The 23199-nt window shown below is 52.8% G+C and carries 16 protein-coding genes; 4 read left to right on the top strand and 12 right to left on the bottom strand.

Translation table 11 applies throughout. From position 1 onward, the window contains the following. From AB1656_18085 to AB1656_18065, 5 genes are all read right to left on the bottom strand, one after another. Nucleotides 1–2183: hypothetical protein (locus tag AB1656_18085; GenBank protein MEW6237297.1), on the bottom strand; the 2183-nt coding region annotated here is incomplete at its 3' end. A 190-nt stretch (nt 2184–2373) separates the two neighbouring features. Continuing rightward, complete coding sequence (locus AB1656_18080) at nt 2374–2940, bottom strand: prepilin-type N-terminal cleavage/methylation domain-containing protein (protein MEW6237296.1); 567 nt, start codon at nt 2938–2940, stop codon at nt 2374–2376. Between the two features lie 349 nt (nt 2941–3289). Further along, on the bottom strand, nt 3290–4693 hold the full coding sequence (locus AB1656_18075) for a LamG domain-containing protein (protein MEW6237295.1): 1404 nt from the start codon (nt 4691–4693) through the stop codon (nt 3290–3292). A 274-nt stretch (nt 4694–4967) separates the two neighbouring features. After that, the gene (locus AB1656_18070; protein MEW6237294.1) at nt 4968–5630 is read right to left on the bottom strand and encodes a response regulator transcription factor; all 663 of its coding nucleotides are present in this window, start codon (nt 5628–5630) and stop codon (nt 4968–4970) included. Between the two features lie 27 nt (nt 5631–5657). Further along, nucleotides 5658–6713 carry a sensor histidine kinase gene (locus AB1656_18065; protein ID MEW6237293.1) on the bottom strand — a complete coding sequence of 352 codons (1056 nt, stop codon included), beginning with the start codon at nt 6711–6713 and terminating at the stop codon, nt 5658–5660. Between the two features lie 553 nt (nt 6714–7266). Here AB1656_18065 and AB1656_18060 point away from each other — a divergent pair. Beyond that, the gene (locus AB1656_18060) at nt 7267–8322 is read left to right on the top strand and encodes a DUF4434 domain-containing protein (GenBank protein ID MEW6237292.1); all 1056 of its coding nucleotides are present in this window, start codon (nt 7267–7269) and stop codon (nt 8320–8322) included. A 94-nt stretch (nt 8323–8416) separates the two neighbouring features. Here AB1656_18060 and AB1656_18055 read toward each other — a convergent pair whose 3' ends face one another. Together AB1656_18055 and AB1656_18050 are read right to left on the bottom strand one after the other, a co-directional pair. Beyond that, on the bottom strand, nt 8417–9250 hold the full coding sequence (locus AB1656_18055) for a copper homeostasis protein CutC (protein MEW6237291.1): 834 nt from the start codon (nt 9248–9250) through the stop codon (nt 8417–8419). Next, complete coding sequence (locus tag AB1656_18050; GenBank protein ID MEW6237290.1) at nt 9243–13127, bottom strand: beta-galactosidase; 3885 nt, start codon at nt 13125–13127, stop codon at nt 9243–9245. The genes AB1656_18055 and AB1656_18050 overlap by 8 nt, the downstream gene beginning before the upstream one ends. Before the next feature lie 245 nt (nt 13128–13372). On the opposite strand from AB1656_18050, the gene AB1656_18045 reads away from it, so the two are divergent. Beyond that, a complete protein-coding gene (locus AB1656_18045) occupies nt 13373–15400 on the top strand; it encodes a glycoside hydrolase family 2 TIM barrel-domain containing protein (protein ID MEW6237289.1) in 2028 nt (675 codons plus the stop codon). Between the two features lie 155 nt (nt 15401–15555). Here the strand turns inward: AB1656_18045 and AB1656_18040 are convergent, their stop codons facing one another. The 3 genes from AB1656_18040 to AB1656_18030 all read right to left on the bottom strand — a co-directional run bounded on the left by AB1656_18040 (nt 15556) and on the right by AB1656_18030 (nt 18564). Continuing rightward, on the bottom strand, nt 15556–16644 hold the full coding sequence (locus AB1656_18040; GenBank protein ID MEW6237288.1) for a glycosyltransferase family 1 protein: 1089 nt from the start codon (nt 16642–16644) through the stop codon (nt 15556–15558). Beyond that, nucleotides 16628–17761 (bottom strand): glycosyltransferase family 4 protein, encoded by a 1134-nt coding sequence (locus AB1656_18035; protein MEW6237287.1) that lies wholly within the window; start codon nt 17759–17761, stop codon nt 16628–16630. Before AB1656_18035 ends, AB1656_18040 begins: the two co-directional genes overlap by 17 nt. Nucleotides 17762–17937: 176 nt before the next feature. Beyond that, nucleotides 17938–18564 (bottom strand): MBL fold metallo-hydrolase, encoded by a 627-nt coding sequence (locus tag AB1656_18030; GenBank protein ID MEW6237286.1) that lies wholly within the window; start codon nt 18562–18564, stop codon nt 17938–17940. Between the two features lie 633 nt (nt 18565–19197). Between AB1656_18030 and AB1656_18025 the strand changes: the two genes are divergently transcribed. Continuing rightward, nucleotides 19198–19434, top strand: a complete 237-nt coding sequence (locus AB1656_18025) for a hypothetical protein (GenBank protein ID MEW6237285.1) — start codon at nt 19198–19200, stop codon at nt 19432–19434. Nucleotides 19435–19447: 13 nt separating this feature from the next. Here AB1656_18025 and tmk read toward each other — a convergent pair whose 3' ends face one another. Continuing rightward, entirely contained in the window at nt 19448–20104 is a 657-nt protein-coding gene (gene tmk / locus AB1656_18020; GenBank protein ID MEW6237284.1) for a dTMP kinase, read from the bottom strand. A 93-nt stretch (nt 20105–20197) separates the two neighbouring features. Continuing rightward, the gene (locus AB1656_18015) at nt 20198–21199 is read right to left on the bottom strand and encodes a MoxR family ATPase (GenBank protein MEW6237283.1); all 1002 of its coding nucleotides are present in this window, start codon (nt 21197–21199) and stop codon (nt 20198–20200) included. Nucleotides 21200–21411: 212 nt separating this feature from the next. Here AB1656_18015 and AB1656_18010 point away from each other — a divergent pair, with 212 nt between their 5' ends. Beyond that, nucleotides 21412–23049, top strand: coding sequence for a hypothetical protein (locus AB1656_18010; GenBank protein MEW6237282.1), 1638 nt, complete (start codon nt 21412–21414; stop codon nt 23047–23049). The last annotated feature ends 150 nt before the right edge of the window (nt 23050–23199 follow it).

Genomic DNA, 23199 nt, shown 5'->3' with positions numbered 1-23199 from the left:
TCTGGGAAGAAGAGTGGGAATAATTTGTTGAAGGATTTTCCGGCTTGGCTTTCTTTTGTCAAATCCCATAAGGATACGTCTCTCGTTCTCATGCCGAATCCGGCGGCAATCCATCCTTGCGTCCAACCGGTTTCGATGGACCAGGCGCCCCAGCCGGCGTCGGCGTTGCTGGCCCAATATTCCCAGCGTTGGAAATCGAAAGCGCGGAACCAAGCTCCTTCCAATTCGGGATGCTTTTCGGATCGGATTTGGATGCGAGATAAAAACTGCGCCAGCCGGCCGCAGGCATTTCGATAAAGCGGCTCTTGCGCAGCCTTCGCCGCTTCCACCAAACCTAAGAAAGCGAAGTTGGACGTATAAAGCATGTCGCAGACCGGATCGCCATTTTCTTGCAGCAGCGGCGTTTCGTTGACGCCGTATTCTTCGTTGGATTGCGGCGGACGGCAGGAGCCTTGCGACAACTCCCCGATTTCTTCGCGGATGGCGCCCGATTCGTCCTGGAGCGCTAAAAGATCGTCCGCCATTTTTTTCAGCCAAGCCCGATGCTCGGGCGAATCCTTTACGCGGATCAGCCAGGAGAGGGGAAGCAACATACGCGCCCGTTCCTGTTGGATGCCGTTGGTCCAGCGCCATTGACCGGGATAGGCTTCCATCGTCATGCGAATGGCGTTTTCCGCCATGCGATAAAATGGCTCATAACCGGTTTTGTCATAAGCCCATAAATAGCACGCCCATAAATAGGATTGATAATGGGGGGCGTAACTGACTGTCGATTGTTCGTAATAATGACGCCAGCCGTTATTTTCCAAATCGGGAAGATCGATGCGGTCGTGACGGAATCCCAAGCGGCCAGCGGTGCGTAAATTTGCCAAGATGCACTTGAGAATCGGCTCATCCCAGCGGTCCGTCTTCAACAAGGCGGCGGAGGCCATCGTCGCCAAGAGCATCCGGGCGTTATCGTCGCCGTAAAAGGCTCTTTCCCATGCCCAATTGGTAATGCCCCATGCGACTAAGCCAAAGGCGGGATGTTTGGGATCGGCGCGCACGCCTTGCTGGGCGATGGAATCGAAGTAGAGGTAATCGAGAAGATTTTTAGCAATGGAAGACAAATCGGATTGTGGGGGAGAATCCATTGTTCCGCCAAACGCCAGTCCCATCGCCGATTCCGCTATGCAATCGCTGCGCCGGATCAGGCGCTGAGCCTGGCCGCCGTTAGTAAAAATTCTCGAGCTGTAGCCTTCCAAAATTCCATGCGAGCCGTCGCCGACCGGTTGATCCGGCGGAGGCAAGGGACGCGCTTCGAAATCCATCCACCCCGCCGCGTATTCTTTTTGCGTTGCGTATCCTTTTTCCAAATAATCCTTGATGGCTTTCTCATCCGAGGGATGAACCAGCAGCCGCGAGCGCACATACCATTCCGCCCCACGGCGCAAAGCCTGTTGCTCCGCGTCGGCGGGGATTGGTTCCGTCCGGGCATAGGTTGGCCGGACATCGGGAATCCATTCGAGGGTGGGGATTGCGCCGGCGCCGCCTAATATCGTAAGTATCGCGCTCCATATCGTCCGCCAGGCGCCGTAGGGCGCATAACGGGCGGCGACGAACTGGCTTAGCTTTGTCGTTGCGATCCAGGCTCGATGCTTCGAATCGAAGAAGAGAAGAGGATAGGTTTCCTTGGGAAGACCAAAAACCGCCTGGTCGAATCCTGCGACTTTGGCGACGACGAGGGCGGGATTCTGCGCTTGAACTGGGAGATAATGGCAATCGTGAATCGCCAAAATCCGCATGGGAAGCAATGTTTTACCAAATATATCCGAAGCCACTACGCCCCGTTCCCATTTCGTAGTCCGCGGCGCGTCCCATTTCCATCCGGGGACGGAAGCGGGATACTCGGCGAATATTTTCAGATTCTTCTCGTGCGCCTTCTCCCAAAATTCCGGCTCGATTTTCACAGTTTCATTAGGATATCCATCAGCAAGGACAAGAACCGCCGCCCCTGGCGGGGCGGCGTCGGCGGCGTCCATTGGATCGTCGAAGCGAGGCCATGTTTCTCCTTTCGCGCCAACGACGCGATAGAGGTCGTTCGTTTCGTTGCAACAAAAGAAAAGCGTCTTATCCGCATAAGCAGAAATTGAGATCAATCCCAAAACAAAGGCCGATAACGCCGTTCGCCATTTTTGGAGCATATTTGCTTTTCCTCCTGCGGATGAATAGGCCGCCCTGCGAAGAATCGCCCGTCTCATTTCAATCTGCATTGAGATTGTCGCTTTTCATTTCCTCTCCCAAGATGGGGAGAGGTTAGGCGAGGGTTGATATTAATAGACTTATAATACCCTCACCCTAACCCTCTCCCAGAGGGCGAGGGAAATCTTGGCATCAGTCGGAATCCCCTTGGGAGCCGGGAGTGAACCGGTAGATGTCGCCTCCCGAAATCAAGCCGTTGCTGGCTTTATAGGCGAAAAGTCCCGTGGCTTGCGAGGCGATATCTTCTTTCTTATCCGGGCCGGAACTGACGGACAACATGCGCGCGCCGGATTTCACGGCATTGACCACCGGCGGCCCGCCCCACGACCATCCCGCTTTAACCACCTCATACACATTCCAAGTGGGATAATAATGGCCATGATCCGCCGGGCGCTGGGGATCGTCCTTGACGACGAAGGGATCGAGCGGAATCGCGCTCATATAAGCGACAGGCGTCGTCAGATGCGGGAAGATGATATTCGAATTCCATTTCGTTCCGCCGAAAAAGGGAAACGCGTTGTTATCGAGATTGTACATATCGAAGGCCATGCTAATGGCGCGCATATCGGAATAGCAGCGCGCTACTAATGCGCGAGTGCGCGCGTTTAAAAAGTTGGGAACGGCGATCGCCGCCAATATTCCGATAATAGCCACGACGATCAACAATTCGATGAGAGTAAAACCTTTTCTTGTTATCATTTCTTCTAATCCTCAAACATTCAATAGTGATGGCATTCCTGTTAATAGAGCCATTCCGGTTTGAATAGATGCTAAAACGTTGAAGAATTTCCCCTCACCCTAACCCTCTCCCGGAGGGCGAGGGAATTTCAACAGCTCACACCCTAATCCTTCCGGACGGAGAGGGAATTTCAACAGCCCACACCCTAATCCTTTTGGACGGAGAGGGTATTTCAATAAAACGGAGAAACCTGTTTTCTCAATCCTGAAACGCTCTCGGAGAATGAGACGAAGCATGAGGCGGGGGAGGAGACCCCATGCTTCGTCTTCATCCAAGCCATCCCAATAATCCGGCCTCGAAACATCCAGCTCAGTAAAGGGACCAGTCATTCGCGCCTGCGGGAACGATGGGCGAATTGAAATGCGCCGCAATCCGTTCATCGGGAAGGACGTAATCGTAAATCGCCACCTCGTCGATGTAGCCGTTGAAGTTGTCGCCCTGATCGGAGCCGCCGATGACGACCATGTTGCCCGTTCCCGCTACGGCGTAATTGGCCGTCTTCGCCGCCAGCTGCCCATCGATATAAATGCGGAATTCCGGTTTGGAGGGATCGTTGACGACGACGCAGTAGTACCATTTGTCGGTTTGATTGGGAATATCGACGGCCGGACGCTCGCTATTTCGGAGGAAGAAGAATTCCAACTTATTTGGCTTATAAGCGTAAATTACGGCGTGCTGGGCGCTGCCGGGATTACGAAAGAGAATATAGGACTGGGCGCTGAGGTTGATCGGATTGAACCATAATTCGTAGGTAAAGGCGTCCATGTTATACAGCGCCTGCGCTTGCAACGAAACGATGCGGCCGAAGAGCGCCTTGTTATTGCCTCCCTGCGGACCGGCGACGAACTGCACGCCGCTGGGAATTAAGTCGTACGGCCCCGCCGCGTCCTTGAAATCGTCTTCGAAGCGCCAATAGGAAATCGGCTGATCCGCCTTGACGGCGGAGGCGTAGGCGCCGGGGAAGGCGGCGTTGTAATGAGCGGCAACCTGATCCGCCGTTAAGGTTTTGCCGTAAATCGCCACCTCATCGATGCCGCCGTCGAATACGCGGCCTTCGGGATTTACGCGTGTCGCGCCGATATACAATTCGTCGGAATTGCCGCCGAAAATTGGCTCCAGCAACGCGCTCTCCGACCGGAAAGCTTCTTTACCATCCAAGTAGAAGACGAGGATGGCGTCCATATACTTATACGCAAGAACCAAGTGGCGCCATTGATCGGTTTTGTTGGGCAATGCGAAAGCGGCTGGTTCGCGCAATTCGCCGCTGCGGCCCACGAAAGTTACTTGTCCATTCTGGTAGATCAGCGAGTTTTCGCCGCCGCCGGTTTCGCCCGCATTGGTCAAGCCGATGCGCTGCAAGATATATTTCCCTTCATTGTCCCCCTTCAAATTGATCCACATTTCGTAGGAAAAATCCTCCAGACCATTCAAATCCACCGTTCCGAAGGCCGCCGCCCAGGCTTTTCCGCTGCTGGAGGAGTAAGCTTTGTTGCCGCTGCCTGGACCATCGATGAAAGTAGGAGAGGCCGCCGGACTCAAATTCACGGCGCCCTGCGCATCCGCCAAGTCATTGTTGAATGGCCAGTAGGAGATGGGATGGTCGGCGAGAACGCTTTCCGCATAGGTCTGCGCCATAACGGCGGCGCCGGACAACATTCCCAACAGGAAAAAAGCAAGCAGCCCCACAATCTTTTTACGCCATACTTTCTTCATATATTTCCACCTCGCATTTCCATAGAAATGACGTCTATTCAAGAACAGTAGAATTCTAAAGAGTTTTGAGGGGGCTTGCTATCAGGCAATTATCCAATTTTCTTATGGTAGAATCCCCGATAAATTTGGAATGATGAATGATGAATGATGAAAAATTGATGGGTCAAAAAACGCGACCCATCCTACGGTCTCAAGGGCAGAAACAACCTTACCCTTGGCGCCCAGCCCAGAGGGCGGGGGAATTTATAGACAAGAATCCAAAGGCAGGGCGGCGTTATTCAGAGGGTTTTTGTTCGGTTAAAACAAATTCTACTGCTTTGCAGACCAATTCGGCGGAATTTTTCAAATGGAGTTTCTGGATGATATGCTCCCGGTGGGATTCGATGGTTTTTACACTGACAATCAACCGATCGGCGATGTCTCGCGTTTTCAAGCCTTGGCCATACAGGGCAAAAACTTCCAGTTCCCTATCGCTGAGAATTTCAGAAACGTTGTCCGATGGAGAGGAAGGTTGTTGCGCGAATTCATGCAGGATTTTTTTGGCGATATTCTCGCTGACGCAGATTTCCCGGTTCATGATGCGGTGAATGCCGTCCAAGATGTTGGTCATAGCTTGATGCTTCATGAGGTAGCCGTTGGCGCCCGCGCGAAGCACTCGTTCGGCGTAGACGGACTCGTTGTACATGGACAAAACCAGAATTTTCATCTCCGGCGCCATTTTCTTGGCCGATTTCAGCAAATCCATGCCGCTGCTTTTTTTCAACGACAAATCGATTACGGCGACGTCAGGCCGAGTGGATTGGATCAATTCCAAGGCGGCGACGCAGTCTTCCGCTTCTCCGCAGACCTCCAGCGCTTCGTCCTGTTGTATCAATTGCTTCAAGCCTTCGCGGACAATGGGATGATCGTCAACGATTAACACTTTCGCCGGTTTCATCGAGGAACCTCCTGATTACCTTTCCCATTAAAAATCGTCTGGGCTGGATTTGGGCGCGCTATCTTTGAAATAACATCGAACATCCGTTCCCCCTTCCGGACGATTCGTCACTTCCAGCGATCCTTTGATCAGATTCGCCCGGTAAAACATCAGTTTCACGCCCATGCCTTCCGTATGCGCCGCACGCGCGCCAATTCCCTCGCCATTATCGCGAATCAAAAGATAATAACGGCCGCCGTCAATTTCCAGAACCATATCCAGGCTGGTCGCCTGGCTATGTTTCACGGCGTTATTCAACGCTTCTTGCGCAATCCGGTACAGATGTAAAGAGAAATCCGGATTATGGAATTCCACGGACGGATTCCATTGAAAACGGCAGGGAATTTCATACAGTTCCCGCATCTCTTCCGCGAGCTCTTGCAAAGCCATGATAAGGCCTTGTTTTTCCAGCGAGACGGGGCAAAGAACTTTCGCCAGATCGCGGGTTTTTTGAATCGTATCGCTCAGATGGCGCATCAGCCGGTCCATTTCGTCCGCTTCCGGAAGCGATTTGGCCGCCAGTTTTCGCTGCAACGACTTCATCAACATTCCGATGCCGGTGAGATTCTGTCCCAACCCGTCATGCAAATCCTGGCCGATCCGCCGCTGGATCCGTTCCTCCGAAGCGCTGAGTTCCGTGGCGATCCAATGGAGTTCTTCCTGGTATTTCAAATTGATATTGTAAGCCTTCTTCAATTCCGACGTCCGTTCTTCGATCAGATGCTCCAGCGCCAAATGGCGATTCGTCAGAATACCGATCCAAAAGCAAATCAATACCACGCCGCACGCGGCGATGACGTGCACTCCCGCGTCCTGATACCAGGAGTTTTCCTTCGGGTTCGACGCCATTGCAGGGGCGTCCGCCTGCTTTTGCGAGAACGAACGGGGAAATATCTTTGCCGGCGCGGGTTCCAGCGAATCGGGCCAAGAGGAAAGGGGGGGAGAAACCACGCGGCATTGGGCCAGCTCTCCGATTCGATCGGAAACGGAAAGCCGTCCATCTCCTTGCCATCCTAGCGATAAAAGAAAAAGGCTTAGCGCCATGCCCATTATTTCGTCCAATAATCATTGGCGGATTATTTTATTATACGAGCAATTCGCCCGTTTGTAATTCCATCGATTCGCCGTATGGGTAGGAACAGGGGTCGCGAAATTTTCGAATCGCGGATATCGCGGATTCTTTTGATTGCATGGAAAAAAACCTCTCATGGCGCGATCCCTTGCGCCAATTGTGTTTTTCTTTGAGACTCTTGCAAAATTCATAAAATCCGCTATTTAATTCTCCCCCCAAGATGGGAGGGAGTTAGAGGGGGGTTGATTTTAATAGACTTAAGACAACCCCATCCTAACCTCCCCCAAGCATGGGGGAGGAATAATGGAATTTTGCAAGAGGCTCCTTTTTTTCGAGTTTTTCTTTTTATTTCGCGCCATAAATAAGATAACGAATTTATGTTGAAAACCGAATCGATCTTTGCGCAATAGACTTGCCAATAAAACAGGCCTATGTATATCATTGGTTGCAAGGCCGCAATGTAAATCCGAATTCGGCGCGGATTTTACGGCGAACTATCCACATCTACTAGGAGAAGATCTTCCCATGCAACCGAATTCAATAGATCGGAGAGGGTTTCTGCAAACGGCGGCGGGGAGTTTGGGAATCGCAAAGCCCGCTATATCGTTCGCCGCAACGGAAGAGAAAAGCAAGAAGAAACTTCAACCGATCCGGGGCAGCTGGTTCGAGTTTCAACATTGCTGGACGTGGGAAGGCGGATATTGGGACCCGGCCTGCGCCGCTTTTACCTGCGAGCAATGGAAAGACAAAATCGCGGAAATCGCCGAAATCGGCCTGGAATATTTGGTTCTCCTATCCGTCGCGCAAGATGGGAAAGCGTTTTATGCGTCGAAACATATTCCTCTCTGGAAAATGGGTTGCGCCGATCCCTTGGAAGCGGCGCTGTCGGCGGCGGACGAGCGCCGGATCCAATTCTTCGTCAGCAGCGGCTTCTTCGACGAAAAAATTGGAACGCTCGCCGGTCCCGAAGGCGTGAAGAAACGCTTGCAGGCCATGGAAGAGATCGTGGAGCGCTATGGCCATCATCAATGTTTCTACGGCTGGTATTGGCCGAACGAAGCCTCCATCAATCCCTACTACGCCGACGAATTCATCCATTATTGCAACGAATGCAGCGCCGAAGCGCGGAAGTTGACGCCGAAAGCCAAAATCCTGATTGCGCCTTATGGAACCCGCTTCGCCAAAACCGACGATCGTTTCGTCAAGCAGTTGGAACAAATGGATGTGGATATCGTCGCCTATCAGGACGAAGTCGGCGTACGCAAAACCCGCGTGGACGAACTGGATTCGATTTTTGAACGGATGCGCAAGGCTCACGACCGCGTCCCGCAGCGAGCATTATGGGCCGATATGGAAATCTTCACATTCGAAGGCGAGACCTACAAAAGCAATTTGATCCCGGCGCCCTTCTCGCGCATCGAGGGGCAACTGACCGCGCTTTCTCCTTATGTGGACAAAATTCTCGTCTATCAATATCAAGGGATGATGAACAAGCCCGGCTCTAAAGCTTTCGCAGGGCATCCCGAATCGACGCGGCTCTATTCGGACTATAAGGACTGGTTGGAGAAAAACAGGTTTTGAGCAGTGGATATTGGTGGGCTACGCTTCGCTTTGAGCCCACCCTACGGCGCTTTCCACTCACCCTACGTTTCTCACAATAGGCGAGACGCCTGTTTTACTTGGGGGAATGACCTATCTCCGCATCTTCAAAATGAGACGCCGCTTCGACGACTCGACGGATGCGGTTTTCGTCCGTCATTAGGATTTCGTATTCCGAAAGCGCCGGATGGCCTCCCATTGCGATTTTGGGATTGCGATGGGTCATAGCGCTATCGATTCGCTGGCGTCCGGAAACGTGAAATTCTTTAATGCGCGTTTTCTGATATAACTCTTCGATGTTATCTTCGTTGACGCCGCTTCCGGCCATGATGGAAAGGCGGCCTTTCGCTTGCTGCGCCAATTGAGAAATCATATCCGCGCCTTCTACGGCGCTGTTCTCCTGGCCGGATGTCAACAATCGATCGCATTTCAATTCGATAATATCTTCCAACGCCTGGAAAGGATCGGCGGCCATATCGAATGCTCGATGAAAAGTCACTTTCAGCGGACGCGCCAAATGAATCGCCTCGCGGCAACGCTCCTTGTCGACATGGCCATCCTTTTCGAGAATTCCGATTACTACGCCATCGGCGCCCAACTGTTTAGCGATGGCAATGTCCCTTTTCAGAATTTCGAACTCCATTTCCGAATAACAAAAATCGCCTCCGCGCGGGCGGATTAAGACATATAAATCGATGGCGAGGCGTTTTCTGGCCCATTCGATGACGCCGGCGCTAGGAGTGATTCCTCCTTCCGCGATGCCCGAACAGAGTTCGACGCGATGAGCGCCGCCCCGCTGCGCCGCCTGGGCCGATTCCACCGAATTTGCGCAGACTTCAATGGTAATGGAAGATGACCGGATATGCGCGCGGCTGCTGCCTCTTCTTCTTCCGTAATATGACTTATTCATTCGAACGCCATCCTTTAACGTTAGAGGAATCCGGCGATTCGTCGAACCATCTTTGCAGACGTTCCAATTGAATCGGCTGGTTGATTTCGGATGCGACTAAATATAATTCGTTAGGCTGCGCGCCGATGGCCCATCCTCCATCGGCGGATTGGGGCGAGGGAAGCGCAATGCTGACGATTTTTCCTTCATTCCAATGAATGGCCCAGACCGACAAACCGGAGGCTTGGCTCGACCACCATATTCGGCCTTTTTCGATGGAACTAATTAATAAGGATTGCGATTGCGCGATGGATTGTTTATCCAAACTCATAACGATCCATGGTCCGCCGCCTTGGATTATGCGCATGGAATCAATGAAAAGAGCGCCGCTTCCCGACGCCGCTAGTAATTGGCTTTCTTTATCCATTAAGACGCCCGCCGGAATGGCTTCTTGAAAATCGCAGCGCAAGCGATGTTGCGCGAAGGCGGCTTCGACGGAGACTTTTCCCTCGATGACCGAGCGCGGGAAAAGAGAGATCCAACGATGTTCGCCGCTGGGCGTTGCTACACTGCGCCATACTCCCGCAGAGGCATGAATCGTCAACGGCGTTTCGATTCCCGCTAAGGGTAGTAAACTTAAATAAAGATTGGCGCGGGTCGAGGCCGTGATTTCTGGTTCCGCTACGAACAAATCCTTGCCGGGGAAGGTTTCCCATGGTTCCGGCGTGAAGAAGACTTCGCCCGATCCCCGTTGGCATCGGTATAGGGACAAGCCCGCGAGATTTTCCACCAGCTTCGCTCGCGTTGGCGTTACGCGGACGAAGGGCAGTCCCGACGCGTGATCCGAAACGCCTTCATAACGAACGCCGCATATATCTTCTAACCTCTGCGCTTCTCTGCGTCCTAAAGGATTAACGCTGGGATCGCCGGAGAGATAAACGCGGGCGCCTTTCTCGGCCAATTGGATCAATTCCCGAACAGTTTCATCCGCAAGAGCGTAAGCCAATGGCGCGATTAACAAACGCGGCGGGCGCGACGCCAGGCGGGAGAGTTGCGATTCGTCGATTACGTCGTAAGGCGAATTGGCGGCTAGGAGACATTCCAAGGCGTTGAGCAAGGAGGTATGGGCGGTATTTTCCGGCGCGCCCAGCCGCCAATGGTCCGGCATCATGAAGACGATATCGGCGGGCGCATATTCCGGCGGCATTTGCTCCGCCAACAAGCGAAGGTTGCGATACAGCAAGGCCGCCGGTTTGGGGCGCGAGGGGTTTCTCCAAGCGATACCCCACGGGAAAATGGAGTCTGCATCATCGCTCCAACACCAGTTTTGGATTTTGGTTGCGCCCAGCGACAACGCCGCATGAGCTACCCACCAAAACAAGCGCAACTGCTCTGCGGGAGTGCGGCGGATATGATAATGCGTTCCTCCGCGCTCCACCGTCCAGGCGTCGTGCGTTTTCACGCCGAATTCGCCGATGTTGACGGTTTTGCCGTAGAGGCGCATGTCGTTCCATTTGATTGTTGCCATCAGCCGGGCGATGTCGATGGCCGGACGGTCGAAATAGCCGAAATTGGCTGCATCCATTCCGTCCATCGTCAGACGCAGATCGATGCCCGAATAGGGGCGTTGATAATATTCGCTGGTGATGGGATGCTCGCCGTCTTCTTTTCGAATCGCCTGGCAGAGCGCGCCAATCCAACGCTTCATCAGCTGCGCTTTAAATTCGTTCAGGTCTTTCGCCTTTACGTCGTACCATGATTGCGCGGCGTGATCGGCAACGGGAATATTCTCTAGCATGGCGCTTGATGACTGTCGGCCCCACACTTGGCGTAATGCGTCGTCGTTCTCGTATCGCTGGCGCAGAAAATCGTTCCATAACCGCCGGATATCGGGCGAGTCTTTCAGTTGCAATTGGAAATCGCCGTTCAAGTAATAAATCAAACCGGGGACTTGGCGATAACGCGCGGCGAATTGGCGGCACATTTCCGCTTGCTGATTCAAAACGGCGTCATCGACGACGACGTTCTGGCCGATCAACAGACCCGCCATATAAGGCAATCCAACGCGTTGGGATAGTTGGATAATGCCATCCATCTGCCGCCATTGCGTCTTCGAATATTGGTATTGCGGGGCGATGAATTGCAAATTTTCGAACATGTGCAATCCGTTGTCCCGCATCGTTTGCATATCGCGAAACCATGTCAACGGCGATTGGGAGGGAGATTGGAACATATTGCCGTAAGTATCCGTTCCCCATATATAAGCCCGGCGCGGCGAAGCTTCCGCCGATGCAATTTCGAAAGCGTTATCGCGAAAACGGATGCGCGTTCCTTTTTGCATGGTCTTTTCGCTGGCAACGCAAAAGCCGGATTCCATCCAATCCTGGAAGCCATTTTCTTCCTTCACTGTCGCTTTGATCGTCACGAAATCGGGCGCCGATTCGGGAATCGTCAAAGAATAATCCAGCGTCTGCGAAGAGTTCCTCGGCAGGGAGACGGAGCGAATGTCTGATGAAAACGCGGCGGGATCAAGTTCGGCGTCCGGCGCGGAAAACGACAACTGGCATGACGCCTGAATCGGCTGGTTGGAGATATTATGAATTTTGACTTGAATGGAAGCCCTCTCTCCTTGGCGATAGAGCGCATAATCCGATGCTAATGATTGAATCATCGTTCCAGCGCGCAATCGATGAAGGGTGGCGGCCAATAAACGCCGCCCTTGCGCTCCAGCGAATAGGTCGCGGTTCGTCGCTCCAAACAACGCCCAGCGGGAACGAAAATAAGGCCCAGCATAATGCTCGACAAACGCGCCCGCAGCGCCCGCGTCATGGCCTCGCTCGTCTTGAACCATGATCCAAGGAATCCATCGGGCGTTATGCCGCAACTGCGCCGTCGCTTCGAAGCCGCTCGTTTCGCCGGGAGAAGACCAATCTCCCAATTCCGCCAGATAGGGCGACGCTTTCAATGTCGCGCCCGCGAATAACTGATCGGGACTGTATAACGTCAATTGAGAAGCATCGACGATTAAGCCGTCTTGGGGATTGCCGTAATGGGCGTTGATTTTTTCTTCCTTCGCCATGGGCGCGCATGTAACATCGTCAAACCACAGCGTTCCCGTCGCTTGATAAAGACCGCCGTAAAACATAACTTTGACGGCTCTGCGGTCGACGGTCAACAATTTCTCATGGCGCCGCCAATCCTGCGCTCGCCAGAACTGGGCGAAATCGACGAATTGCAATAAATTTCCATTCGCGCCGTATTGATATACGGCCAAATATCCGTATCCCGTTCCTTGAAAATCCCCGGTTCTAACCTGAGCGCCAATCAAGTAATTTTCGCCCGGTTTGACGGACAGTTCTTTTTCCCAACGCGCCCCGCCCCCCGTGGCGGCGTTGATTACTTGAGCGCAATAGCGGCCGGAATAGGGGCTGTCTTCAGAAATCCTGCAATCCGCCGGATTCGAGGCCGTCCAGCCGCTGCGCCGCTCTTCGAAGCCGCCGTTTGGAACAAGGGAGAATTGGGGATCGCGCGCCCGCTCCAGTTGTTGTTCCCAATAGGTTTTATAAGAGATCCATTGTCCGTTTTCGCGCATCCATAGCGCATCGAAAGCATAGCCGCCGCAGCAAAGCATATCTCCGCCCTGCCGCAAGAATGCGAGGAGAGAATCTTTCGCGCTCAAAGGAAAAGAAGCGCCGGTGGGGACAACTATAAGTTGATATCGTTCGGCGTTGAACAAACCTGCATCGGACAAACGATCGGCGTTGAGGACGTCCGACGCGACGCCCTCCTCGGCGAAAACGTCTATGAAAGTCTTCGCGGGAGTAGCCTGTCCTTCAACAGGGAGTTCCGGTTCGTCAAATATGGCCGCCCGGTAGTCGCCGCTGAAAGCCGAATTCAATGAAAAACTCAAAATAATAAAAGCAAAACTCAAGCGCAACATCGCATGTTCTTTCTTGATAAATGGAAATATAATAAGCGATCCTTTAGCAGGATATAATCATAACCACTTTCATAAACAGGTAAATGAAAATGAAGCCGATTCCAAAATTTCGATTTGTTTTACTTTTGCCCCTAACCTTTTCTATAACGATTTTTATATCCCCTTTCTCTCATGCGGATGGCGCTCTGCGGCAGATTGTAAACTTGGACGGAATCTGGGATATAGCCGAAGGCGGCCTCGACGCCATTCCCGAACAATTTCCTTATCGGGTTCCCGTTCCTGGACTTGTAGATAAGAGCTCTCCCGATTTTTTCGAGGTGGGCGTGAAGAGCGCCCGCCGCGAAGCGTTTTGGCATCATCGTTCTTTTCGCATTGATGGCGAAATTCCCGCGACGGCGATATTGAAGATTCATAAAGCCATGTTTGGAACCAAAGTATATTTGAACGGCGAATTCGCCGGCGAGCATCTTCCCTGCTTCACTCCCGCCTATTTGGACGTTCGCAAGTTGCTCAAAGGAAATGGTGCGCAGAACGATTTAATCATCCGCGTCGGCGCCTATTTGGATTCGGTTCCCAAATCCATGCCTAATGGCTGGGATTTCGAAAAATACAAATATATTCCTGGAATTTACGATTCGGTCGAATTGATTTTGTCGGGAACGCCCTATATCGTGCGCGTTCAGACTGCGCCCGATATCGAGTCGAAGTCGGTTCGAGTTCAAGCCGTTGTGGAAAATAAGGGGCCGGCGCTGGATATCTCTTTGACGTACGCCATTCGCGAAGCGCAGAGCGGCCAGCTGGCGGCGTCGGGTGAATCGCCGAAACAGCGCTTGGATGCGAATGGGCAAGGCGCGATCGATTTTCGCATTCCGCTGGAAAATGCCCGCCTATGGTCTCCCGAAGAGCCTTTTCTCTACGAATTGGAATTGAATTCCGGCCACGATTCGATGAAGACGCGCTTTGGAATGCGTTCGTTCCGTTTCGATCCGCAAACGGGACGCGCCATTTTGAATGGCAAGCCCTATTTCATGCGCGGGACGAACGTTTGCATTTACCGTTTCTTTGAAGATGCGGCGCGCGGCGATCTTCCTTGGCGCAAGGAGTGGGTGAAAAAACTGCACGAAAAATTCCAAGGCATGCATTGGAATTCCATTCGCTATTGCATTGGATTTCCGCCCGAATTCTGGTATGACATCGCCGACGAAACCGGCTTTCTGATTCAAGACGAATTTCCGATATGGTCTTTGAGCGAATGGTCGCAAGAATTGAAGAGTGAAGCGATTGCGAAGGAATATACGGAATGGATGCAAGAGCGTTGGAATCACCCTTGCGTCGTCGTTTGGGACGCGCAAAACGAATCCGTGACCGAAGAGACGGGAAAGGCGCTCAACGCCGTACGCCATTTGGACCTATCGCAACGGCCTTGGGACAACGGTTGGGGAACGCCGCAGGCCCCCGGCGATTCGCTGGAATGCCATCCCTATTTCTTCATCAGCGATCATTTTCAAAACAAGCCGTTTCGCATGAGCGAACTGGCGAAGATGACGGGAAAACCATCGGTGCGCGACAATCAAAAAGAGCATTCGAACGCCATTATTTTGAACGAGTACGGCTGGTTGTGGCTTAATCGCGACGGTTCCGAAACCAGTTTAACGCGCAAAGTCTACCAGAATCTTCTCGGTCCCGATTCCACGGCGGAGCAACGCCGCGAAATCTACGCCCGGCTTTTAGCCGCCAAGACGGAATTCTGGCGGGGTCATCGCGCCTGCGCCGCCGTTATGCATTTCTGCGGATTGGGCTACTCGCGTCCGGGAGGAATCGAACGGCCAGTAGCGGGGGCGACCAGCGACAATTTCATTGATATCGAGAAACTGAAGTGGGAGCCGTATTTTCTGAAATACGTCAAGGACGCCTTTGCGCCCGTTGGTTTGATGATTGATTTTTGGGATGAAAGCGTTTTGCCCGGCGATAAGAAGGATGTTTCCATTTCCGTTATCAACGATCTCTATGACGAATGGCAGGGAATCGTACGCCTGCAAATCAAACGCGGAGATGAATATATCGGCGAACAATCGCAAGTATGCGAAGTGGATCCGCTCGGTCAGAAAAAACTTACATTTTCTATTCCTTTTCCAAATCAAGAAGGAAAGTATCAATTGATTGCGGAATTGGTAGGAGACGATGCGAAAGCCATTCACAGCATCAGGGATTTTGGCGTGCGAAAGCCGTAATGTCACATACTTTGAATTTGCCGTTTAGAATTCTTAAGAGTAAATGGAGAAGTTGGCTGAGGAATGATCGCATTAAGATAATATCCCCTCACCTTAATCCTCTCCCAGAGGGCGAGGAAATGAAAGTGCATAACTTGAGTTACGAACCTTTCCGCCTACGCCATGGCGTCTTCATAGACTTTACGGGTTTCCCGCGCCGTCTCGTCCCAGCCGCGAATCGGAGAGAGGCGGGTAGGCTTGCTCGTCTTCTCAACGGCGCATAATCCCTTAGCCCATGCTTCCCGATCGTTCGGCGGCGCAAAGAGCACGCCATCGTTCATTGTTTCCCGGTGAACGGGAATATCGGAAGCGATCACGGATGTCCCGCAAGCCAACGCTTCCTGCGCGGGCAGGTCAAATCCTTCATACCATGAAGGAGCGGCTAACGCAACGGCGCAGCGGTAGAGAGCGGGAAGGGAATCATCGGGAACATAACCGATCAGACGAACGCCGGGGCGGCGGAAGCGTTCCGCATCCACCATCCATCCATAGCGCCCCGCTAAGACCAATTCCGCTTTCAATCCGCTATTTTGAGCAAGGGAATGCGCCTCGGCGAGCATGGATAGATTTTTTCTCGGCTCCATCGTTCCTACGGCGAGGATGTAGGGGGATTCCAGACCGTAACTCCTCGCCACTGCTGCATCCTGCGGTTGCGGATTGGGATGAAAGGTTTCCCGATCCACACCCAGGTGAATTGGAATGACGCGCAGGCGCGGCAATGGCCGCGGGGATGTCGATAGTTCCTGCGCTATGGCGCGGGAATCCGTAATGACAATACTCGCGCGCCGCATCGAGGCCGGAATCGCCCAGCTGTAAAAAAGCCGACGCCATAAGGGAATCGTTTGGCGGTATGTCCGAAACGCCATGTCATGGATGGTTACTATTTGGGCGGCGTTTATCTTTCTTAAGAATGGCGCTAAAAACGCGGGGGAATGAAGTACATCCGGTTGGATATGATTTACAAGATTGGGCAAACGCCATTGTTCCCAAAAAAAGCGCTGGCCCGCCGAGCGAATTGGAATGGAGATAAAATTGACGCCCTCGGCGTTGCGCCAGCGTTCGGGGGGAAGGAAATCCGAGGGAACGAGAACATGCAGGTCGAGATCGGCGAAACGATTTTGAACGAATCCATGAATCAATCCCCAGGCGTAGCGCCCCGTGCCGCTGCGGTTGGTTATGGAAAGGGCGTTAAGCAGGACGCGCATGGGCGCAAACCTCGCTCAAGTGTTGATGCAACCGCCGGGCGACGCATTCCGCCGAATATTGATGCTCCACCCGCACGCGGCCCCGCAGGGATAAATCCGCCCGCAGTTTTTGATCGCGCAGCAGCAGGAGGATTTTATCCTCCAACGCTGCGCTGTTCCCTTCGGGGAAGATCAATCCCGCGTCGCCGATCACTTCCGGAATCGCTCCGCTGTCGGAGCCGATGACGGGAACGCCGCAGGCCATCGCTTCCACCAAAACGCGCCCGAATTGCTCCCGCCAGCATGGCGTTGTGCGGGAAGGCAGAACCAAGGCGTCGAAATCGTGATAGAGCGCCGGAAGGTCTTCGTGGGAAACCGGATTGATGAACGCGATCCGCTCGCGGACGCCCAATTCCCTGGCGCGCACTTCAAGGCGATGGCGAGCGGGTCCATCGCCCACCAGCCGCAGCCGTACGGCGTCGTCCAGGTCGACTAACGACCATAGCAAATCTTCAATGCCCTTTTCTTCCGTTAAGCGGCCAACATAGCCCAGCGTAAAAAGTGGATTTTGAAAATGCGGCCTGCGATAGGTGAAACGCTCCAAGTTGACGGCGGTGGGCAGAACGTCCCATAAGCCCCGATATGCCTTCTGCTGCAAGACCATCCCGCCGAGAGCGCTGGAAACCATTATGCGATCGGCATGGCGAAAGACGTAATTTTCCATCCATTGAAAAGGAGGAGGATAGCGCTTGTAGATGTCTTGATACGAATAAAGAATCAGGGGAATCCGGGGGATGCGCCGTTGGGTCCAATATGCGCAGAGCCACCCCATGAAGGAAAAAGGCTCCTCTATCGCGAAGACGGCGTCGGGTTGGATGCGGTGAAAAATCCAAGGAAAGGCGGGCAGAACGTGAAAAGCGCCGTGAAATTTGAACCAGGCGCGATGGATATGCAGCGAAATCGGTTCCTCCGGCGCTTTCTGGAAGCGGGTGTATTCCGGAAGCGCCTGGCGCCAGCTTTTCGACGTCAGCAAATGGACGTTCCATCCATAATCCTGCTGCAAAAGCCAAAAGGGCTTGCGGTAAGAAGGAAAGAGGGCGGCGTGCCAGACGATGAGAAGATTGGGCTTTGTTTTCATGGATTATCGTTCAAAGCGGAGAATCGCTCTCGACGCATTCGTCTCATTCTTGTTCAAGAAAAAGCGGCAATAACATCTTATAACGTTTTGAATAAAAAAGATGAGTGGAAGCCCCGCGATTCCTTCACAATGTTTCTCCTATTGCAGAGGAAAAAACGGATGGAAGAAACCGCGAGTTAGATGACGAAATAATTATCGTGGCCGGGGACGACGACGTCGGCGATCTTGGCGATGCGGTCGATGGAGCGGCGCGCTTCTTTGGGGTCTTCCGCCTCAGCGGCCGGTTCGCGGGCGTCGAAATGGTCGAAGGTCAAAATGGCGTCACCCGCCGCGACGACCATCCCCTCCCGCGTTTCGAACATCAACGAGGCCGAACCGTGCGTATGGCCTGGCGTCGCCAACATTTGGAGGCCGGGAAGCGTATGCTCTTCAAAAGGAACGATGCGGGCGAGAAAATCTTTATCCTCATCCGCCGCATCCTCCCGCTTCATCCACCAGCGGATTTCGGCGCGGGACATCAGCCAAACCGAAGATTTGAACAGCCAAAGCGAACGCCGGTGATTTTTATGAAAATGCGTGAGAAAAACAGTATCGATATCCTCCGGCTTATACCCGGACCGGCGGTCCAGAACGGTCTGGAAACGATCCGTTGAATCCAATCCTGGATCTACGATAATGCGCCGCGAACCAGCTTCGATCAACATCGAAGTGCACGACGATTCCCGAACCGGCGCCATCTCGCCCCAGAAAAGATTCATTTCCAGGCAACCGATCGACAATATCTTCCAACTTGGATTTCTCATCGCTCTTAGCGCGGCGCTTCCTACTCTCTTCGTATCGGCTGGAGAACGATTTCGCGATGCTTTCCTTCGCATCAGTGGAAAAATTCTCAGCTATACTATTGTTTAATCCATTATAACGGTTTCTTTCAATATTGTTGAGCGAAAAATCGTTCCTTAATTTGACTTTTCCATCTAAAACGCGTCTGGTTATCGCAAGGGCAGAAAAAACCTTGCCTTTGCCACCCCGCCATTCCGCGTTTTTGAATCACGAATCCACGAAAAGGCTCGAATCCCACGAAATTTTCGAATCACGGATTTCACGGATGATATTGGATTTCACGGAGAAAAACTTTTTTTAAATGATGAATGAGGCTCATGCAAAATTCATAAAATCCGCTTTTTAATTCTCCCCCCAAGATTGGGGGGAGTTAGAGGGGGGTTGATTTTAATAGACTTAAGACAACCCCCTCCTAACCTCCCCCAGGTTTGGGGGAGGAATAATGGAATTTTGCAAGAGGCTCGATGAATGATAAAAAATAAGGGGTGTTTCAAGGGTAGAAATACACTTTATCCTTGCTATCCTGCCTACTCCGCTGGGAAAAGTAAAAAAATGTTCCATACTGAATGTTAAGTTTTGGGGAGTATATGCCGATAATGGAAACGGGAAAAACTCCGAAAGCGGGGTTTAAGAAAATGAGTATGGATATGAACATCAGCGCATTATCCCAAGCGTTAAACGCTCAATCTTTGATGGGCCTGTTGCTTACAAAAGTAATGGGACAGGCGCAAGAATTGGTCAAACAACAAGCAACCAACACGGTTCAACAATCGGCGCAAGCCGTGACAGCCTCTGTAGAAGGATTGGGCGATTCTGTTGACGTTCAAGGATAATTGGGTTGAAAAACTATAGGCCCTTTGCAACGACTCCCAAGTTTTGAAGCCGATCCAAAACGGCGCGCTCGGTCTGCGCCCACATCTCTTCCTCTCCTACATTAGTAGAAACGACGCAAAACCGTTCCGGCTCATTTCTCGCCATGCTTAAAAAACCTTGGCGCGCCCGTTCCAAGAATTCGATCGTTTCCGACTCGAAGCGGTCGGAAGCGGCGGAGGGCGAATTGCGTTTTCGGGTCCGCGCCAAACCCATGCGAACATCGACATCCAAAAGCAGCGTCAAGTCGGGAGAGCGCCTGTTCGCCGCGAACCGGTTCAGCCAAAGAATGGAATCCGCTTCCAAACCCCGTCCGAATCCTTGATAGGCGAGCGTGGAATCGCCATGCCGATCCAGCAAGACGATCTTCCCCGCTTCCAGAGAGGGCAATACGATTTCCCGCATCAGCTGGGCGCGCGCCGCTTCCATCAACAGCAATTCCGTTTCGGGATAGAGCGGAATCGAGGCGTCAAGCAAAAGGTTGCGGATCAATTCCGCCGCTTCCGTTCCCCCCGGCTCCCGGCAGCTGACGCAGGGATGCCCCATCTCTTGCAAGAGATTAGTCAACCGCTTGACGATGGTCGTCTTCCCGGCGCCTTCGATTCCCTCGACCGTAATGAAATAACCCGGCATTGATTCGCTCTTTCCTATGAGAGTCGCCTCTGGCTACGCTTCGCTTTTAGCCCGCCCTACAGGGGGACTTGTCTCCTTGTCGCTTTCGTTTTTTTAAGCTAACGCCGGTTTATGCACCGATTCTACTTTTTCGAGGAGGTCATCCAATAGCCGGTCGCTGGTCAATCCTTCCGCTTCGCCTTCGAAATTGAGGATGAGGCGATGGCGGAGAGCTGGTTTTACCGACGAGCGGATATCGTCGAAGCTGACGTTATAACGCCCATCCAAAAGCGCCTTGATCTTGCCGGAAAGAATCAACGCTTGCGCGCCCCGCGGGCTGGAGCCGTAGCGGACGAAACGATTGGTCATATCCGTTGCGAATTCGCCGCCGGGATGCGTCGCCAAAACGCAGCGTACGGCGTAATCGCGAACGTGGGAGGCGATAGGCACCTCGCGGCAAAGGGCGCGCATCTCATTCACCTGCTCGCCGGTCATGATCCGCTGGGGCGCGGGATCCAGTTTATCCGTCGTGCGGATCAACACTTCCGTCAGTTCTTCCCGCGAGGGATACTCGACGCTCAGTTTCAACAGAAACCGGTCCAGCTGAGCTTCGGGCAGCGGATAGGTTCCTTCCATTTCCAAGGGATTTTGCGTTGCGAGTACGGCGAATGGCTCTTCCAGCGTATACGTCTTACCTCCCGCCGTTACTCGATGCTCCTGCATGGCTTCCAAAAGCGCGGATTGGGTTTTCGGGGTGGCGCGGTTGATTTCGTCGGCCAGAACGACGTTGGCGAAGACCGGTCCCGCTTCGAAGCGAAAATTCCGCCGTCCATCTTCGCCCTGATCGATAACGTTAGTGCCGATGATATCGGCGGGCATCAGGTCCGGCGTGAACTGGATGCGGGAAAATTTCAAATCCAGCGCTTGCGACATCGTCCGCACTAGCAAAGTTTTCCCCAATCCGGGTACGCCTTCCAACAGCGCATGCCCCCCGGCGAAAAGGCAGATCAACGCTCCGTCGACGATCTCCTCGGCGCCCACGATTACTTTGCCGATCTCATCGCGAAGGCGAATAAAATCGTTGCGGAATTTCTCGGTTCGTTCTTCGATGCTCATTTTTATCCTCTCCCTCGATTTTAGACGTAGTTTAACGCCGCTTTTCTTTCCCCCCAATACAAACCGGACGCAAAAACGACTTTGCATTTAGCGTAACGTTCTTTCGCTGGATAATGTAACATGAGAGAATGCCATACAACCAGTAGAATTCGGGGAAAAAGCGATTTAAATGCTCGGACGGCGGAGACGCGCCGTCCAAGGTTGGAAAATTCATGATCCGCAATTCATGCAATCGCCTTCGCTGGGCGGCGGCGGGAATAACCGTCTGGACATTTCTCCTGGCCTTTTGGATATATTGTTATTCCATCCGGCATGGGGGTATGGCGTCTTGGGACGGCTTCGAACGCTGCGCCTGGGGAGCGAATATATGGCGCGACCTGCGGCATGGCGATATCCTTCAATTCTGGCTTCATACTCACGAGCAGGTAGTTTGGCCTTTTCTGCATTCGTGGATTGCGGGAGGACTTTTTCTCCTTTTCGGCCCCTCCTTGGCGGCGGCGCGTCTGATCTCGCTGTGCGCTTATGCGGGGACGCCGCTGCTGATTTTCTTTTATATCCTCGGCGGGGAATCGTTGCGGCGGCAATCGCAGGACGAGGCGTCGATTTTCAAACTGGCAGCGGGCGCGGCGGCGTGGGGGCTTTTTACTTGCTCTCCTCTGGCGATCCAGCAAGCGGCGGGGATCATGAGCGAATTGCCCGGTTTGTTTCTATCCGCTTCTATGTTGGCGTTGATTCCGCAAGAGAAGCCTTTGACTATACGCCGAGCGGCGGCCGCCGGATTCATAATGGCTCTACTATTTTTTTTCAAATACAATTTCGCCGTTTTGACTTTCGCCGCCGTTACGCTGACCCGGACGGCGCAAGTTGGATTTCACATTAGACGGCTAGCGACGAAAGCGGACGCTTTATTATTCGGTCTGCCTATTGCGTTGTTCGTTTTATGGCTTATCCCGGACTTTTCCCACAAGATGGAAGGCTTGATCGGCTTTGCGCTCAACAACCCCGCCGCCCGCGCGCCGCTTAGGTTATCGAGCTTTTGGCATTACCCCCGCCTGATTCCCTTCGCCTATTTCCCCATTCCGGCGTTGTTTTTCCTTTGCCTGGGCGTGGTCGCGGCGGGCGCGATCCTTTCGCCGCGATTGCGTCTGGGAAATCCTTTCGCCGCTGGATTGTTGATCCACTTTCTCGCCGCCGTTTTTCATCCTATGAAGGATATCCGCTTCATCTTCATTCCAATGGGATTCTTTTTTGTTCTCACGGGTGAGGCTATCTGCGCCGTTCTCCTCCTATGGGCGAAACAAAAACTATGGATGGGGCGGGCAGCGGTTGGGATTACTGCGATCATCGCTGGGTCATGCGTTCTTTATCAATATGGAGAGATGAAGAAGCCGCATGTTTCCCAAAGCGATATTCATCTTGCTCCCATGCGCTCGATCGCCGATCGCATCGCTCCCGCCGATCACATCGCTTTTCTAGCGGCGCACGACATTTTGCACCCTCCTGCTATCAGTTTTTATCTCATCGCGGGGCTGAATAAAATTCAGGCGGATGGAATGGGGGGGAAAAATTGGGATTATCTCTATCTCTTCGAATCGGTGGACTCCGTTCAATGGATATCCCCCGAACAACGGATCAAGGATTTGCGCCATCGGCTATTTCTGCTTCGCGCCAATAAGATCGTCGCCATTCAATCCACCGCTCCCGAAAAGATTCCCAATTACAAAGCGCTTTTTGCGGGAACGAACGAGTACGCCGAATTGGTTCCTCAATTAACGGAATTCGAGAAGATGTGGGAGAAGACGTTTCCTCGAGCGGATATGGTTATACGAATTTATCGATTAAAAAAATGAGCCTCTTGCAAAACTATATTATTCCTCCCCCAAGCTTGGGGGAGGTTAGGGGGTTGAGATAAGTCTAACAAAATCAACCCCCCTCTAACTCCCCCCAAGCTTGGGGGGAGAATTGAAAAGAAAATTATACCATTTTTGCAAGAACCTCAA

Source organism: Candidatus Omnitrophota bacterium (genome assembly GCA_040755155.1).
In the GTDB taxonomy this organism is placed as follows: Bacteria; Hinthialibacterota; Hinthialibacteria; order Hinthialibacterales; family Hinthialibacteraceae; genus JBFMBP01.
The sequence above is the reverse complement of the archived record's forward strand: the minus strand, read 5'-3'. Positions and strand labels throughout refer to the sequence as shown.